Genomic DNA, 16,975 nt, shown 5'->3' on the forward strand with positions numbered 1-16,975 from the left:
TTGTCCCAGGTAATGACGTCATCTGAACAAAAGCGACGCGGTGGTGAAACAATGATCAAGGGACTTAAGGCTGCGATCGGCGCAGCCGTAGTCGGACTTCTGACGGGGACGTCGCTCAGCGCGACCCCGGGTCTGGCTCAGGATGCAGACAGTGATCTGGTGGCCAAAGGTGCGTATATCGCGCGTCTTGGCGACTGTGTGGCCTGTCACACGGGATTGCATGGAAAGGTCTATGCGGGCGGTCTTGAGATCAAGACGCCCATTGGAAAGATCTACTCAACCAACATCACGCCTGATCCGACACATGGCATCGGCACTTACACGCTGAAAGAGTTCGACGACGCAATTCGTCGTGGCGTGCGTAAGGACGGATCGCCTCTGTATCCGGCCATGCCTTATCCGTCCTTCGCCCGGATGACGGACGACGATATCAAGGCGCTGTATGCTTACTTCATGCACGGCGTGAAGCCTGAGGTACAGACAAACCGGCCGACAGACATCAGCTGGCCGCTTTCCATGCGCTGGCCGCTTGGCTTCTGGGCCAAAATGTTCGCTCCGGCACCTAAAGGCTTCACGCCTGCACCGGGAACCGATCCGGTCGTCGCCCGTGGCGAATATATCGTGACAGGCCCGGGCCATTGCGGTGCGTGTCACACGCCTCGTGGCATCACGATGCAGGAAAAAGCGTATGACGGCGCAGGCGGCGCAGACTTCCTCGCCGGTGGTGCTCCGATCGACAACTGGATCGCTCCGAGCCTGCGCAACGATCCGGTCGTTGGACTTGGTCGCTGGTCAGAAGACGATCTCGTCCAGTTCCTGAAGTCGGGACGTATCGACCACTCTGCCGTGTTCGGTGGCATGGCGGACGTTGTAGCATGGAGCACACAGTACTTCACGGATGACGATCTCCGCGCCATGGCGAAGTATCTGAAGAGCCTGCCACCGGTTCCGGCCGCGAAAGGCGATTACACATACGACGCATCTACAGCGAAGATGCTTGATTCCGGCAATACCGCCGGTACAGCTGGTGCTGACATCTACGTTCAGCAGTGCGCAATCTGTCACCGGAACGACGGCGGCGGTGTCGCCCGTATGTTCCCGCCAGTGGCCGGCAATCCGGTTGTTGTTTCGAATGATCCGACGTCGGTGGCCCATATCATCGTTGCGGGTGGCGTTCTGCCTCTCACAAACTGGGCACCTTCCACCGTCGCCATGCCGGCCTATCAGCATATCCTGAACGATCAGCAGATCGCGGATGTAGTGAACTTCATCCGGTCGTCATGGGGCAACAAGGCCTCCTCGAATATCTCTGCCGGCGATATCGAGAAGCTGCGGACTTCGGGCACGTCCATCAATGCTCAGGCATGGGATGCGAGTTCAAGCACGACCTCCACATGGGGTTTCTCTGTTCCGCAGCCTTACGGCGCAGGCTGGACATTCGCTCCTGCCACGCATACGGGCGTCGACGCGGCTCAGTAAGACACCTTTCACGACCTCCCTTCCCGCCTCGGGAAGGGAAACAAAAAAGCCACGGATCTCTCGTCCGTGGCTTTTTTTTGTGTCTTGTTTTCGCCCTGCGCGGCCATGCCCGGGCTGCAAAATTCAGCAACCGCCAGAAACCCATTTTATTTTGAACATATCGGACTACCGGGATTTCCTAGCTATCAGTCCGGAAACCAGTCAGCAATTACTCAGATACAATCAAAGCCCGCCCGTCACGACATGTGCAAGCCTGTGCAGGGCTGCGACGTCTGCCACGGGGTCCAGGCTCGGACCGGATGCCTTCGTCCACAGCTCAATCTTCACAGCCTGTAACATGACATATCCGCCTCCGTGTCGATGAGCTGCGTCCCCTCTCTCCTACCCCACACGATTTCTGCTCAACTCTTCACGCTGCCGGAATCAAAATGGCCCGGAGCCACTCAAAGCTCCGGGCCATCCCTGTCCACCTGGTCGTAACCGGGCCGCTATTCTGACCGAAACTTCAGTCAGCACTCTCGTCACGCCGGATCATCGTTCCGGAACCAGCTTCCGTGAACAGTTCCAGCAAGCAGGCATGGGGTACACGCCCGTCCACAATGACAGCCGCCTTAGCGCCCGCCTGGACTGCTCGCAGGCATGTCTCAACCTTCGGGATCATCCCACCGGAAATCATGCCCGACTCAATTCCTTTCCGTGCCTGTTCAGCCGTCAACTCCGGAATCAGCTTGCCATTTGCATCCAGCACACCGGGAACATCTGTCAGCATCAGCAGTCGTGTCGCATGCACCGCACCTGCCACAGCACCGGCAATCGTGTCCGCGTTGACGTTATACGTTTCGCCGGCATACCCGGCGGCAATCGGCGCAATCACCGGGATCAGTCCCGAACCGGAAAGTGCATAGAGAACCTGCGGATCAACCCGGTCAGGCTCACCCACAAAGCCAAGATCCAGCGTCTGCTCAATGCCGCTTGCCGGATCCCTGACTTTCCGCACAAGCTTACGTGCCTTGATCAGCCCGCCATCCTTACCGGAAATACCCACGGCCAGAGCCCCGGCCCGATTGATCAGTCCTGCGACCTGTTTATTTACAGAGCCGCACAGCACCATCTCGATAATGTCGATCGCGGACTCATCGGTCACCCGCAATCCATCCACGAAATGCGACCGGACCTGGAGCCTCTCCAGCATGCTGTTGATCTGCGGACCGCCACCGTGAACGACAATCGGATTGATCCCGACCAGTTTCAGCAACCCGATGTCGCTGCCAAAACCTTTCGCGAGTTCCGCGTTACCCATCGCATGGCCGCCATATTTCACGACGATCGTATCGCCTGCATAACGACGCAGATACGGTAACGCACCGGCAAGAGTCGCAGCCTGCTGCATCGGATCAGCTACCGGAGGAAGCCCGTCGTCCGTCATATCACCTCACCTGTTCAGGAATTCCGCCCGGTCTCATTGCCGGTATATCGCGTGTAGCATCGAACAGCGTTTATGGCTGTGCAAATCCAGCCAGTTCCGCACGCAGTTCCGGAATGCCACGACCTGTCTGGCTACTGGTCGCAATCACAACAGGATGCGCCGCCGGATGCCGCCCGATCTCTTCCACCACACTGTGATACCGCGCCTCTTCCGCACGCGGCTTCACGCTGTCGCACTTGGTCAGTACGACCTGAAAATTGATCGCCGCCCGGTCGAAAAGGTCCATCACCTCCTGGTCTGAAGCTTTGGTCTCTATCCGTGAATCCAGCAGGAGAATGACCCGGCGCAGGTTCGGGCGGCCACGCAGATAGGAGAACATCATCTCCTGCCAGTCTTCCTTCACCGCTTTTGCCGCTTTCGCGAAGCCGTAGCCCGGCATATCGACCAGAACCAGCCTTTCCGCGAGATTGAAGAAGTTAAGCTGCTTCGTCCGTCCCGGCTCCGATGATGCTCGCGCCAGAGCCTTCCGTCCCGTCACCGCATTGAGGAGACTGGATTTCCCCACATTCGAACGACCAGCAAACGCGACTTCCGGTTCGTCCGGAGCCGGAAGCTGTTCAAGCTGCTGCGCACCATGAAAGAAATCGCATGGACCGGCAAATAACAGCCGGCCAGCTTCGATCTGCTCCGGAGACAGTTCCAGTGATCTGTCGAAGCCCTCCGGACGTGCATCGCTCCCGGCCATCTGTTCAGCCTTTCCGTTTCACAGGCGGCAAAATGGTCGTTTTCGGCTTCTTCTTCTCATTCGCATGCACACGCTTGATCACGAACTGCTGCGCAATCGTCAGCAGGTTATTCCAGCAATAGTAAATCACCAGACCCACCGGCTGCCGCGCCATGAACAGCGTGAAGATGACTGGCATCATCATGAAAATCTGCTTCTGCATCGGATCCGTGGCAGCAGGATTGCTCCGCTGCATCAGAAAGATGGTCAGGCCATAGCAAATCGGCCACGCACCAAGCCAGAGCATCGTCGACAGATGCGTCGGATCAAATGGGACCAACCCGAACAGATTGAAAATATTGGTCGGATCAGGTGCCGACAGATCGTGAATCCAGCCCACGAACGGCGCATGGCGCATCTCGATCGTGACATACAGATCCTTATACAGACACCAGAAGACCGGCGCCTGGATCAGCAACGGCAGACAACCACTCGCCGGACTCACACCTTCCTCACGATAAAGCGCCATGACCTTCTGGTTCATCTCAACCGGATTGTCTTTGTAGCGCTCGCGAATAGCCTGAATCTTCGGCGCAACTTCGCGCATCGCTGCTGCCGCACGGAAGCCCTTGGAAGCCAGTGGGAAGAACAGCGTTTTAACAATCAGAGTAAACGCCAGCAGGGCCAGAGCAAAACTGCCAAGATGCTGATACAGCCAGTCCAGTACGAAGAAGACCGGACGCGTCAGAAACGCGAACCAGCCAAAATCCACCGCTTTCCAGAAATCCGGAATATTCAGTTCACTCTGATAGCGCTCCAGCAGCCGGACTTCCTTAGCGCCCGCAAAGACGTGTCCGACCATCTCGCCAGTGCCATTCGGCGCAACGACAAGCGGTTGCTGACGAGTAAAGCCAACCTGATAAGCGCCATCTGGTGTATCGAACCCGTAAGTGCCGGTAACGTCCGCCGTCTGATCGGGAATAACCGCGGCCAGCCAGTATTTGTCGGTGATACCAGCCCAGCCGCCCTTCGCGGATTTCGTCCAGGACACATAATTCGGTGCCGTCGAACCCGTGCGAAGCGACTTGTAAGAATCCTCCGCCAGACGACCGTCAATCACGGAAACAGGTCCCTCATGAACCAGCACGCCACCCGTCTCGACCGGCGTGTATCCACGCACAACACGCGAATAAGGCACCAGAGAAATTGCCTCGCCCGTCGTATTATGAACCCGCTGCGTGACCGAAAACATGTAATCCCGGTCCACCGACAGCACGAGCTCAAACGTCACACCCGAACCATTGTCCCAGTTCAGCGTCACCGGCGCGCTGGAATCCAGCTTCGGAGCCGTCGTCTTCCAGAGCGAATGAGCATCCGGCAGGCGAATATTCTGCCCGGGCGCACCATACCAGCCAAACTCAATATAATTCGGCTCTTTCCCGCCCTGCTCTTCCAGCACACGCACCAGCGGACTGTCAGGCTTTACCGTCTCATGATAAGTACGAAGAACCAGGTCATCGAGACGAGCGCCCCGCAGATTGACGGACCCGCTTACATCCACGGCATCGATCGGCAGACGCACCGGAGCGGTGCTGTCGCCATTCCCCGCCACCGAGCCGGCAGGAGGCGCCAGAGCCTGCTGCGGAGGCGTTACGGACGACGCAGTCTGCTGAGCGCCGGGTTTTCCCTGGATGGCTGCCGGAGTTTTGCTCTCCGGCATAAAGTAATCGAAACCCAACAGGACCAGCGCCGACAGAATGGTCGCTAATATGACGCGTTTGATATCCATACCGACCGGCTGGCCTCTCTTACAAAGGGTAACACCGCGACGGCAATGCGGCAGTCCATCTCAATCGGGGTCTCTCATAGCGAAGTTACGCCCGATTTCCAGCCGTTCCTTCATCCCGAACGTGACTTTTCGCGGTTTCGCCGCATAGCGGAACCGGATCATAGCCTCCCACCGACCACGGATTGCATCGTAGAATCCGCTTTACCGTCAGCCAGCCGCCACGCATGGCACCATGCTTTCTCACTGCGTCAATGCCATAGCAGCTACAGGAAGGGTGAAACCGGCAATTCGGCCCCGTAACAGGGCTCAGCACGATCTGCCACAGACGCATGCCTCCGATGAGCACGCCCGAAGCAATCCGGCTGCCTGCTCCGCGCCCGGATTCGTCGTCGCTCACGACACGGCTCCGGTCTTGCGCAAGGTCCGTCGCAAATCTTCAACAAGATCGGTGAAGCGCCGCCGCCCGGTTCCGTCGCGACCGATCAGAACCAAATCGACCCCTGCAAGGGACGTATCCCGCTCGACCACGCGCAAAGCCTCACGGAGACGGCGCCGAGCCCGATTCCGAACAACTGAATTGCCAACTTTTTTTGTAACGGTAAATCCGACCCGGGCGGCGGCTTCATCATCGCGACGAAGCGCCTGCAAAACCAGGCCGGGCGCGGGCGCCTTACGGGCACGCGCGGCAACAGCAAGAAACTGTGAGCGCTTCTTCAGCCGGGTCGAGTGCCGGAACATGATCGCTCCCTTTTCCCGACCCGCTTCTGTCAGACTGAACCGTTCGGGCGATTCAGGCGGACAGACGCTTACGACCCTTGGAACGACGGTTCGCGATCACCTTGCGACCACCAACGGTCGCCATACGTGCACGAAAACCGTGACGATGCTTACGAACCAGCTTGGAGGGTTGATACGTGCGCTTCACGGCTGCACTCCTCGGTTTTAACTCAGATTAACTTCGCAGCAGACACCGGACACCGCCCGGCACCTTGCTTAGAACGCGGGCTTATAGTCATCTGCCCATTCCGCGTCAACGCCGCACTCCATTTTTGCGGGCTCAGACGTCGCACCGGACAGGAGACGGACAGTGCACCGCTATCTTCCCGCTATCGCGGTATTTGTCATTTTCCTCGCCTGCACGCTGATCAGCCACCTGGTCGCGCTTCCACCCACTGCCAGCCTCATCCTAAGCTTCGCCGGCGCTGCAATCGCTGCTTCCATCACAGCCGCCGCAATGCGCACGCACGCCGACTCGTCTCAGACGGCACCTGCCACACCGGACTTTGTTCCGGAGATCTCTCCGAAGCTCCGGCACGACCTGCGTGGAATCATTTCACCAGCCGTGCTTTGTGCCGATCAGCTTTCCACATATCAGGATGAGACAGTGCGAAACCGGGCGGAACAGATTCTGACAGCACTCGACCTTGCAACAGACCGGCTCAGGACCGCCAGAACCTGATTTCACTCCCCGAATCCCGATTCGGCCGGGTCAGACACGCTCAATCAACTCAGTCTTATAACCGTCAGGATCTTCCACGAACGCGATCACTGTCGTTCCGAACTTTACCGGCCCTGCTTCCCGCGTCACCTTACCGCCAGCAGCCCGCACTTTTTCCACAACAGCCGCCACGTCCGGCACGCCAACAGCCAGATGCCCGAACCCGGTCCCCACATCGTAACCGGAATCATCACCCCAGTTATAAGTCAGCTCAAGTTCAGCCTGCCCCTCGGCATTACTGGCATACCCAAGGAAAACGAGCGTATATTTCCCGTCAGGAACTTCTCGCCGGCGCAGCTCATGCATTCCAAGGATTTTATAAAATGCGATGCTCGCATCAAGATTCTTTGTCCGCAGCATTGTGTGCAGAAAACTCGCCATCAACAGATCTCCTGTTCAGTAAATTATCGCAGCATCACAGCAATACGACGAAGACAAGACCTGGTTTCATCTTGCCGGATGTGTCAGCCAGCCCCAGCGACCTCAATACCGGACAGAAATAACCCTGCCCGATCCGCCGCCTTAATACAGGCAGGCAGATCAGTAAAAAGCGTCCCGCCAGCCTCAAACGCGATTCCCGCCAGCTTTGCCCGGGCTGCATTCTCAATCGTCCGTGGTCCGATTGTCGGCATATCCGCCCGCCGCTCCTGCCTTGGCTTGCACAGCTTCACCAGAACACCACCCGGTCCAGGCTGGCGACAACGCCCGGCCCGCTCCAGCATCGCGTCCGTGCCTTCTATCGCCTCGACAGCAAGCACTACACCATTCTGCACCACACAGCCCTGACCGATATCAAGATGTCCCAGCGTCCGGACCACATCCAGCCCTCTGCCCATATCGTCGCGTGCCATGTCATCAGGAACAATACAACCAAGCGGACCGGCGCGACCAACCGCATGGCGCAGAAACTCATGTGCGCCACGGACGGTGAACCCTTCCTCGCTGAGAACCCGGACCAGAGCCCCCAGCAGCCCGTCATCACCCGCGAACAGCGCCCGCCCCAGTCTTGCGAGAATCCGCGCTCCTTCCGCATCTGGCCTGAGATCCCGAAGGGACGGCCGCCGCACCGGCCCGATCAGCACAATGTCGCGGCATCCATGCCGCCGCAATTCGGAGAGAATTGTGCCCGCAGCCGCCAGTCGCACATAAGCATGCGGCCACGACCCCACCACATCAGGCTCGGCAAAATCCTGAAAGGCAACAATAAAAACGCCACGACCTTCAGCGGCAACTGCCTGAGCGACCTGACCCGGCAGCGGCCCGCCACCAGCCAGTATTCCAACGCAATCCCGCCCCCCGGATGGCTGCCCGTTCATGCGCAGGCAAGCCCTCGCACGGGAGCCATATCAGCCAGCCTCGGTCTCACTTGTGGAAAAATCACTCGTCGCGACCCGGACAAGACCCCGACGGCTCGGCGCCTCAATAAATGCAAGAATCTCCGCAATCTTCGGATCGCTACTGAACTCTTCACGCACGAGAGCAATACGCTGAGAGAAGACCCCGCCCTCGCCATTGCGCGGGTACAAGGTCCGGAATGCCTGACGCATCCGATGCATTTCCGGCGAAGAGACACCATTCCGGCGCAACCAGATCCAATGCAATCCGACAAGCCGCGCCCGGTTACCCAGCACGCTGCCATAAGGAATGACATCGGCCTCGACCCCGGCCACACCACCTACCAGCGCCGCGCGGCCGATACGTACAAACTGATGGATCGCCGCCGCGCCCATAATCCTCGCATCATCAGCGATGGAGACGTGCCCGCCCATTACCACATTATTCACAATGATAACCCGGTCACCGAGCGTACAGTCATGAGCCACATGGGCGTTGGCCATAATCAGGCAGTCAGCACCTACATGTGTCAGACCGGTCCCGGTCGCCGTCCCGCGATGAATGGTGACATGCTCACGAACCACCGTCCGCGCACCGATCTCACAACGCGTCGGCTCACCACGATATTTGAGATCCTGAGGCGCCAGCCCCACTGTGGTAAACGGAAAATAACGAGACCCTTCGCCCAGCGTGGTGTGGCCATCCACGATCACGCTGGAGATCATCTCCACACCATCGCCAATCACCACGTCCGGCCCGATGCAACACCAAGGGCCAATCTTCACGCCGACACCAAGCTTCGCACCAGGTGAGACGATCGCCGTCGGATGCACACCTTCAGAAGCCTGTTGCGAACTCCGGGTCACACCGTATTCTGCCGCCTTTATCGCCTCGCCCAGAACAGCCTCCATTGCCGTCTCAATTCTCTTACCACGTGCCTTGCAGCAATTCGCGGCTCTTCGCAACCGGAGCACCGGCCACCAGCACAGGCGCCACATACGCCATCATGTTACCGCTCCGGCGAAAACGCGCAAAACGGACTGCAGCAGTCAGTCCATAATCATTGCGCTGAACGTCGCTTCCGCAACGGACACATCATCGATACGTGCCACACCACGAAATTTCCAGACATTCGCACGCTGGCGCTCTTTCACAACATGAATCCGCAACTGGTCACCCGGGCTGACCGGACGCCGGAACTTCGCATTCTCGATCGTCATGAAATAGACCAGCTTGCCTTCAAAGGCCGGACCAAGCGTCAGCACAACCAGCGTCGCCGCTGTCTGGGCCATGGCTTCGATAATCAGCACACCGGGCATTACAGGGCGGGCCGGAAAATGCCCCTGAAAAAAAGGCTCGTTGACGGAGACGTTCTTGACCCCGACCGCGGACTGGCCCAGCTCAACATCAACCATCCGGTCGATCAGCAGAAATGGATAGCGATGAGGGATCGCTTCCATGATGCGCATGATGTCTACGGCATCGATATGCGTCCGCTCAGCCGTCGGACTCTGCGTTTCACGTTCCTGATCCACTGCTCTCAAACCATCCCAGTTGCGCGCGGCGCGCGAAGCTCCATCAATTCTCTTCCGCGCCGGCATGACCGGCGCGGGTGCCACCGCTTTCCGGCTTCTTCGAAAGCCGACGCAGCGTGGCGACATTACGGAAGAACTCGCGGAATGGCATGGCAGGGCTGCCAATCACGTCAGCTCCGGCCTCCACATCCGACATCACACCGCACTGCGCACCGATACGGGCCTTCGAGCCAATCTTAATATGCCCGATCAGACCAGCCTGCGCGGCCACTGTCACGTAATCACCAAGTTCCGTTGACCCCGAGATGCCCGCCTGAGACACTACGATACAACATTTCCCAAGCCGGGTGTTGTGGCCAATCTGGACAAGATTGTCGAGGCGCGATCCTGCACCGATCACTGTATCCTGCACAGATCCGCGATCAATCGTTGAATTGGCGCCGATCTCGACGTCATGTTCGAGAACCACCCGCCCCAGTTGCGGCACCGTCTCGAACCCGGCCGGCCCGACTGCAAATCCAAATCCATCCTGCCCGATTTTCGCGCCTGGAAAGAGCGTCACGCGGTCTCCGAGCGTCGCATGAGAGATCACAGCATGCGCCCCGATCCGGCAGTCCTCACCGATGCACACTCCATCTCCAATGACGACATGAGACCCGATAATCGTCCCGGCACCGATCTCGACACCATCTCCAATAACAGCGAATGGTCCGACCTCGCAGGATGGATCCACCATGCTGCTGGCACCGACAATCGCCATTGCATGGATTCCGGGTCGTGAGTTCCTGGCAGGATGAAACATCCGTGCGACCCGCGACCATGCCAGATAAGGTGTCGAAGACACGATAGCCGCACAACCCGCCGGCACCTGTTTTGCGAAGGCAGGAGCAAGAATCACCAGCCCCGCCTTCGTCCCGTCAAGCAATGACGCGTAACGTCGGTTATCAAGGAAACTGACTTCAGCAACACCGGCAGACTGCAACGGACCAATACCGACATACGTCCTGCCATCCGCATGTCCGTCCCTGGCGGGAATAAACTCTCCGCCAGCTTCCTTCGCCATCTGCTCACCCGAGAATGGTCCCTGGCGGGTAAAAAACCGCGTATCCGCCACGGTACTCGTCCGTTCGGCCTGCGTTGCCGGTCCCTGTCCGCGTGCCATTGATCTGCTTACTCCGTCAGTGTGCATCCGCCGGAGCAGAAGTCTCAGCCGGCGCAGCCGCTGTCGGCATCTTGCCAGATTTCGCCAGCACTTCCGGGTCTTCGTTCGCCGCCGGAATGTAAACCTTCGGCAGGACGACGTTCAGCTGCTTTGCCACTTCATTCGTGATGTCCTGTCCATCCACATGCAGAGCAACCTGCTCACTGTGAAGAACCAGGTTCATGCCGTGACTGGACGCAACATGCTGAATGACCTGCACCAGTTCACGTTCAATCTGACCCAGCGCAACCTGCGCCGCTTCCTGAATGATGCGGTTACGATCACGGAACTGACGCTGAGCCGTCATGACCCTGGACTGCAGACTGCGTTCCTGCGACTGAATCTGTTCCGCCGTCATATTCTTCGCAGAAGCCTGCAACTTCTGCTGCTCATCGCGCCAGCCGCCCTGGGCACGCTGCGCATCACGGGCAAGCGAATCACGACGACCGCCAAGCTCACGCTCAACCTGCTGTCCGGCCATCGACTGACGCATGACATCGGCAACACTGATGATCCCCATCACCACGGCTGGTGGCGGGGCTGCCTTAGGCAACTCAGGCGAAGGCGGAATCGGCGGCTGCGGCAAAACAGGTGGCGGACGTGAGGAATTTTCACCCTCGTCACCATCGGACATCTGCTCCGGCGCAGGCGCCATCGGGCGGGCGGCACGGACCGGCGCATGGACCGGGGCCTGAGTGGTTTTCGGCACAAACCACCCTGAGCCACCACCTGCGGTCTGAGCATGCGCCAAGGAAGACGCGAGACCACTTCCCGCGAACAGGATGGAGGCGGTCATTACCGCACTCCGGGAAAAGCGAAACATTGTCACCTCAGAATTGCTGGCCAAAGCCAAACCGCAGAAGCTGCGTCCGGTCATTGCGACTGCGAATGATCGGAATACCACAGTCAATATTCAGCAGGCCAAACGGACTCTGCCACGAGAAACCGGCACCGGCGCTGACGCGCGGGGTCAGTGTATCGCCTGAAATAGCCGTGTATTTATAACCGTCAGTCGCCGGATTCGTATAAAGATGCTTCACACGCACGCCGGCCAGACTGCCTGTATCAACAAAACCACGGCCGCGAATCCCCATTCCCGATGCAAATGGCATCGGGAAATTAACGGTCGCAGAACCGGTATAAATAAACCGGCCACCGAGAAGATCTTCCTGCGAGTGGATAGCCTGCCCCGGGAAATAAGTCTGCGAAGTCTGACCAACACTTCGCGGACCCGCGCCACCATCAAGGAAGCCACGCAGATTGGAGCCACCAAGGTAAAAGTTATCGATGACATCGTGGCGTCCGTTGCCCCAGTCAGCCAGATAGCCCGTACCGGCCTTAAACTCGACAGTCCAGTCGTGATTACCCATCAGGTCATCCAGCGGCAGATAATACGCCGCATCAAACTTGCCGCGGACATATTTCTCATCGCCACCGGCACCCGCGAAGTCACCGCCAGCCCGGATTACGTAGCCCTTATGTGGCAACATCCGGCGATCGCGCGTGTCATACATCAGTGTCGTGCCAATCTGCGACAGCGTCGACGTCCCCGCCTGGTCAAGAATATACCACGAGGTCTCACTCCATGACCCACCAATATGACGCCGGGTCAGAGTATAGTTCCAGGACTGCGACAGATGATTGGTATAGGAATACCCCATCCTGAGCGTGATACCGTAACGACCTTCCGAGTAGTTCTGATACGTCTGGTAACGGTTATTGATGTAGAAAATATCCGCACCAGCCACCAGGTTCCGGTTCAGGAAGAACGGGTCAGTAATCGAGAGATCGGCCTGACGTTCATAATACGCCATCGTACCCGAAAGGCCGGCATCAACACCGGTTCCGAGCAGATTGTGTTGCTTCAGACCCATATTACCGATGATACCAACGTCCGTCGAATAACCGCCGCCCAGCGAGAACTCACCGGTGGGCTTTTCAACAACGTTCGCCGAAACGTTTACCTTATCCGGCGCTGATCCCTGGCTCTGATCAATCGAAACAGATTTGAAGTAACCAAGATCCTGCAAAGCCTGCTTGGCGTATTTCTTGTACATCGGCGTGTACGGATCGCCTTCCGTCATCGGAAGCTGACGGCGGATCACGCCATCCTGCGTGATCGTATTGCCGTTGATGTCCAGCCGCTCGACATACATGCGCGGGCCTTCACTCACATCGAACAGCAGATTGACGACATGCTTCTCAGGATTACGCGCAATCGATGGCCGCACAACCGCGAACGGATGCCCCTCTGCCTGGAGCGTCTCCTCCATATCGGTCGCATTATGCTGGACAGCGTTTCCATCGTACCACTGATTCGGGAACAGCTCGATATATTTACGCAGCGACAGGGCAGGCACATGCCGCAGGCTGGAGCGGATATCGAGCTTACCAAGGCGATAACGCGGACCTTCCTTGATCGTAAACGTCACGTAGAAAGACTTACGATCCGGCGACATCTCACCTGTGGCGTTGATCATCTCGAAGTCGACAAAACCATTTGCGAGATAGAACCGACGCAGGAGCTCGGCATCATAGCGCAGACGTTCCGGATTATATTCGTCCGATGACGAGAAAAACCGATACCAGGCCGTTTCTTTCGACGAAACAACACTCGCCAGCTGTGCTTCGCTGAAGAATTTATTCCCGACAAAAGAAATTTTCTTGATCAGCGTCTGCGGACCTTCCGTAATCTGGAAAACCACATCAACGCGGTTATGCGCCAGCCTGATAATCTGCGGCGTGACATCGGCACCATAACGGGCCTTCTGCGCATAAACCTCAAGAATCTTCTGCCTGTCCGCCATTGTGGTCTCCGAGGAGAACACTGCACGCGGTCGCAACGAGATCACCTTACGCAGATCTTCATCCTTCGCCGCGTGATTGCCCTCAAAGACAATGCGATTGACGATCGGATTCTCCACGACCTGAACCTGCAGCACGTCACCGGAACGGTGCAGGGTGACATCCTTAAAAAGTCCGGTGGCATAAAGCGTCTTCAGTGACCGGTCGAGATCGTCCTGATTGAACGGATCCCCGGTGCGCACCACCATATAGGACAGAACAGTGCTGGCTTCGATACGGTCATTACCGTGAACCTCGATCGCGCTGATGCGCTGACCTTTGGGGCCCCAGTCCTCAGACGCAATATTTCGTTCGACAGAATGGCTGTGCCTCTTCGGGTCAAACTGGGCCGAAGCCTTGCTGGCAAGCAGAACTGGCAGCATGCACACCGATGCAAGCAGAGCCGTACGTTTACTCTTCAACCCCAGCACCCTTTCCGACCGGGAGCAATGCTCCCAAAACCACTATGCATTTGCCTGCTCCGGGCTGAATTTTCCGGAACGACACGCCGCCTTGTCCGGATGGACCTTTCCGCAAAACCGACGCTCAACAGTCAAATCCATGATACAGCACAGGCGGCAGCATCCGGACACTCCGGGAACTATCCGAAATCCCTGCCCCCCCGCAAGGAGTGAACGTCCCTTTTTTCCCTGACAGGCAGCTAATTTTTTCCTTCCTAGCCTGCCAGAGAAGCGACCCATCTGAACAGACCGAAACTCGAAAGGTCATTGAAGGTCGAAAACAGGAAAAGACCGGCAATCAGAGCAAAGCCGGCCTGAAAGCCCAGCTCCTGAATTTTCTTCGGCACCGGACGGCCCCGGATCGCTTCTGCCAGATAGAAAACCAGTCGGCCACCATCGAGAATCGGCACCGGGAAAAGATTGATCAGTCCCAGATTCACCGAGAGCAGCGCCATGAAGGACAGCAAACTGACAATGCCATACTGCGCCACCTGCCCGGATAACTGGGCGATGCGGAGCGGTCCCCCAAGATCCCGGGCCGTGTGCCGACCCGTGATGATCTGCCACAACCCGTCAACTGTCTGCACCGTCGTGGACCATGTCGCTTTCCCGCCGTCCACAACAGCCATTGGCAGCGAAACCGGCTTGCCGGCAACCGTCGCAAACGTAACACCAAGCTGACCTGCTGGCTTCGCGGCATCCCCACCAGGCACAACGCCGATCGTCGCCGGAAGCGCGACATCCTCTCCGCCCCGCTTCACGTGCAGCACGGTCGCCTGATTCGGCTCTCCCAAAATAGCCTGCTGCACAGACAGCGCGGATGGCGTCTGCTGCGTGCCAATCGCCGTGATGACATCTCCTGGCTTCAGCCCTGCTGTCGCAGCCGGACTCCCTGCCGCGACAGAGCCCACCTCATTCTTCACCTGCGGCTGACCGCATGTCGCGAAGAGAATGGTGAACAGCACAAAAGCCAGCAGAAAATTAAAGACCGGACCGGCCATGATGATAATCGCGCGCGACAGAACAGGCTTGTCATGGAACGTCCGCCCGGGCTCCCAGGCCGCCTTTTGCTCAGGTGTGGCCTCGTCCGGCCCCTCGAAACCGTGCGGCTTGACGAATCCCCCAAGAGGAATTGGCCCCACCCGCCACTCCGTCCCGGCGCGATCCTGCCATTTCAGCAATGGCGGCCCGAATCCGATCGAAAAGGTCTCGACCTTCACTCCGCGCCAGCGCGCCGCAAGATAATGCCCCAGCTCATGAATGAAAACGAGAACACCAAGCACAACAACGAACGAGACAACCGTCCGGATCAGATCATGCATCACCCTACTCCTTCGTGCCTGCCAGGTTCAGCCGCCACGCAGCAATCGTCTATCCAGCCACAGATTATGTCACAGCGTGTTAATTTCAACGGAGACCGCTCTCCTGCCTCCGGGAAACTCCTGGCAACCTCAGCTCAGGCCGCCAGCTTCGCAATGTAACCCTGCGCAGCGCCGCGTGCCTCGCTGTCCCAGTGCAGAACAGCCTGAAGATCATTGATCGCCGGCGCACCAAGCTGATTCATCACCGTTTCAACCAGGCGCGGAATATCGAGAAAGCCGATCCGCCCCCCAAGAAAAGCCTCAACTGCAATCTCATTCGCCGCAGAAAGAATTGTCGAAGCCGCACCGCCTTCGCGCAGTGCCTGACGCGCCAGGCGCAGAGCCGGGAACCGCACCGGATCCGGAGCCTCAAACACGAGCGTCCCGAACGCAGCCAGATCAAGCCGCGGGGATGTCGTCGCCATCCGCTTCGGCCAGGCCAGGCAATGTGCAATCGGAATCCGCATATCAGCCGACCCAAGCTGCGCAATCAGACTGCCATCCGTATACTGCACCATTCCATGCACCACCGACTGCGGATGCACCAGAACATCAATCCTGTCCTCCGGCAGACCGAAGATCCGCGCCGCCTCGATCACCTCAAGGCCCTTATTAAACATCGTTGCCGAATCAATGCTGATCTTGGCACCCATCGACCATGTCGGATGCTTCAGCGCCTGCGCCGGTGTTGCCGCTTCCATGACCCCGATCGTCGCCGTACGAAACGGACCACCGGATGCTGTCAGAATAATTTTCTCAACCTGATCCGTCTGTCGGTCCGCCATCGCCTGGAAAATGGCGTTATGCTCGGAATCCACAGGCAACAGGGTAGCCCTCGCTTCCTTCACCGCACGCAGCATCACGTCACCCGCGCAGACCAGCGCTTCTTTGTTGGCCAGCGCCACTGTACGCCCGTTACGCACCGCAGCCAGTGTCGGCTCCAGTCCTGCCGCGCCCGTGATAGCCGCCATCGTCCAGTCCGCCGGCACTCCGGCAGCCTCGATTACGGCCGTCCGTCCTGCACTCACAACAGTCCCCGTCCCTGCCAGCAGAGCCTTCAGCTCAGGCAGAGCCTGTTCATCAGCAATAACGGCCTGCTCAGCCCGCAACGCCCTGGCCTGCTCAGCCAGAAGTGCGACATTCCGTCCACCAACCAGAGCCTTAACTGCAACGCCCTCACCCGCCTGATGCAGCAGATCGACCGTCGAACACCCGATGCTGCCTGTGCAGCCAAGAACAGTAACCGTTTTCATCGTAGTTCCATCTTAACCGGATTCAGTCTCAGAAACGAATCCACATCCCGCGCCAGAGACGCCACGCAC

Annotated in this window: 17 protein-coding genes; 2 read left to right on the plus strand and 15 right to left on the minus strand. The window is 58.3% G+C overall.

Annotated features, from left to right (window positions below; genetic code table 11):
* The first annotated feature begins 51 nt into the window (after positions 1–51).
* Positions 52–1,479: a cytochrome c gene (locus GOB85_RS03085; RefSeq protein WP_173576161.1), complete on the plus strand. Its 1,428-nt coding sequence runs from the start codon at positions 52–54 to the stop codon at positions 1,477–1,479.
* A gap of 505 nt (positions 1,480–1,984) precedes the next feature.
* On the opposite strand, the gene argB is transcribed toward GOB85_RS03085, so the two are convergent.
* From argB to rpmH, 6 genes are all read right to left on the minus strand, one after another.
* The gene (argB, locus tag GOB85_RS03090) at positions 1,985–2,905 is read right to left on the minus strand and encodes an acetylglutamate kinase (protein WP_173576162.1); all 921 of its coding nucleotides are present in this window, start codon (positions 2,903–2,905) and stop codon (positions 1,985–1,987) included.
* A gap of 70 nt (positions 2,906–2,975) precedes the next feature.
* Positions 2,976–3,650, minus strand: a complete 675-nt coding sequence (gene yihA / locus GOB85_RS03095) for a ribosome biogenesis GTP-binding protein YihA/YsxC (RefSeq protein ID WP_173576163.1) — start codon at positions 3,648–3,650, stop codon at positions 2,976–2,978.
* Positions 3,651–3,654: 4 nt separating this feature from the next.
* A complete protein-coding gene (gene yidC / locus GOB85_RS03100) occupies positions 3,655–5,418 on the minus strand; it encodes a membrane protein insertase YidC (RefSeq protein WP_173576164.1) in 1,764 nt (587 codons plus the stop codon).
* 85 nt (positions 5,419–5,503) lie between these two features.
* Positions 5,504–5,815, minus strand: coding sequence for a membrane protein insertion efficiency factor YidD (gene yidD / locus GOB85_RS03105; protein WP_338421635.1), 312 nt, complete (start codon positions 5,813–5,815; stop codon positions 5,504–5,506).
* Positions 5,812–6,156, minus strand: coding sequence for a ribonuclease P protein component (rnpA, locus tag GOB85_RS03110; protein ID WP_173576165.1), 345 nt, complete (start codon positions 6,154–6,156; stop codon positions 5,812–5,814). The genes yidD and rnpA overlap by 4 nt, the downstream gene beginning before the upstream one ends.
* 52 nt (positions 6,157–6,208) lie before the next feature.
* Entirely contained in the window at positions 6,209–6,343 is a 135-nt protein-coding gene (gene rpmH / locus GOB85_RS03115; RefSeq protein ID WP_146885014.1) for a 50S ribosomal protein L34, read from the minus strand.
* Positions 6,344–6,505: 162 nt separating this feature from the next.
* Between rpmH and GOB85_RS03120 the strand changes: the two genes are divergently transcribed.
* Complete coding sequence (locus tag GOB85_RS03120; RefSeq protein ID WP_173576166.1) at positions 6,506–6,877, plus strand: hypothetical protein; 372 nt, start codon at positions 6,506–6,508, stop codon at positions 6,875–6,877.
* Positions 6,878–6,907: 30 nt separating this feature from the next.
* Here GOB85_RS03120 and gloA read toward each other — a convergent pair whose 3' ends face one another.
* The 9 genes from gloA to dxr form a co-directional block, all read right to left on the minus strand.
* The gene (gene gloA / locus GOB85_RS03125; RefSeq protein WP_173576167.1) at positions 6,908–7,297 is read right to left on the minus strand and encodes a lactoylglutathione lyase; all 390 of its coding nucleotides are present in this window, start codon (positions 7,295–7,297) and stop codon (positions 6,908–6,910) included.
* An 83-nt stretch (positions 7,298–7,380) separates the two neighbouring features.
* Positions 7,381–8,232 carry an LpxI family protein gene (locus tag GOB85_RS03130; RefSeq protein ID WP_173576168.1) on the minus strand — a complete coding sequence of 284 codons (852 nt, stop codon included), beginning with the start codon at positions 8,230–8,232 and terminating at the stop codon, positions 7,381–7,383.
* Positions 8,233–8,262: 30 nt separating this feature from the next.
* Positions 8,263–9,162, minus strand: a complete 900-nt coding sequence (gene lpxA, locus GOB85_RS03135; RefSeq protein WP_173576247.1) for an acyl-ACP--UDP-N-acetylglucosamine O-acyltransferase — start codon at positions 9,160–9,162, stop codon at positions 8,263–8,265.
* A 138-nt stretch (positions 9,163–9,300) separates the two neighbouring features.
* Positions 9,301–9,720: a 3-hydroxyacyl-ACP dehydratase FabZ gene (fabZ, locus tag GOB85_RS03140; RefSeq protein ID WP_242011265.1), complete on the minus strand. Its 420-nt coding sequence runs from the start codon at positions 9,718–9,720 to the stop codon at positions 9,301–9,303.
* 109 nt (positions 9,721–9,829) lie between these two features.
* Complete coding sequence (gene lpxD / locus GOB85_RS03145; protein WP_173576169.1) at positions 9,830–10,948, minus strand: UDP-3-O-(3-hydroxymyristoyl)glucosamine N-acyltransferase; 1,119 nt, start codon at positions 10,946–10,948, stop codon at positions 9,830–9,832.
* Between the two features lie 16 nt (positions 10,949–10,964).
* Positions 10,965–11,810 (minus strand): OmpH family outer membrane protein, encoded by an 846-nt coding sequence (locus GOB85_RS03150; RefSeq protein WP_173576170.1) that lies wholly within the window; start codon positions 11,808–11,810, stop codon positions 10,965–10,967.
* A gap of 7 nt (positions 11,811–11,817) precedes the next feature.
* A complete protein-coding gene (gene bamA / locus GOB85_RS03155) occupies positions 11,818–14,262 on the minus strand; it encodes an outer membrane protein assembly factor BamA (RefSeq protein WP_408737017.1) in 2,445 nt (814 codons plus the stop codon).
* 245 nt (positions 14,263–14,507) lie between these two features.
* Entirely contained in the window at positions 14,508–15,614 is a 1,107-nt protein-coding gene (gene rseP / locus GOB85_RS03160) for an RIP metalloprotease RseP (protein WP_173576171.1), read from the minus strand.
* Between the two features lie 134 nt (positions 15,615–15,748).
* Positions 15,749–16,906: a 1-deoxy-D-xylulose-5-phosphate reductoisomerase gene (gene dxr, locus GOB85_RS03165; RefSeq protein ID WP_173576172.1), complete on the minus strand. Its 1,158-nt coding sequence runs from the start codon at positions 16,904–16,906 to the stop codon at positions 15,749–15,751.
* Positions 16,907–16,975 lie beyond the last annotated feature (69 nt).

The sequence above is a fragment of the Acetobacter fallax genome, assembly GCF_011516735.1.
GTDB lineage: Bacteria > Pseudomonadota > Alphaproteobacteria > Acetobacterales > Acetobacteraceae > Acetobacter > Acetobacter fallax.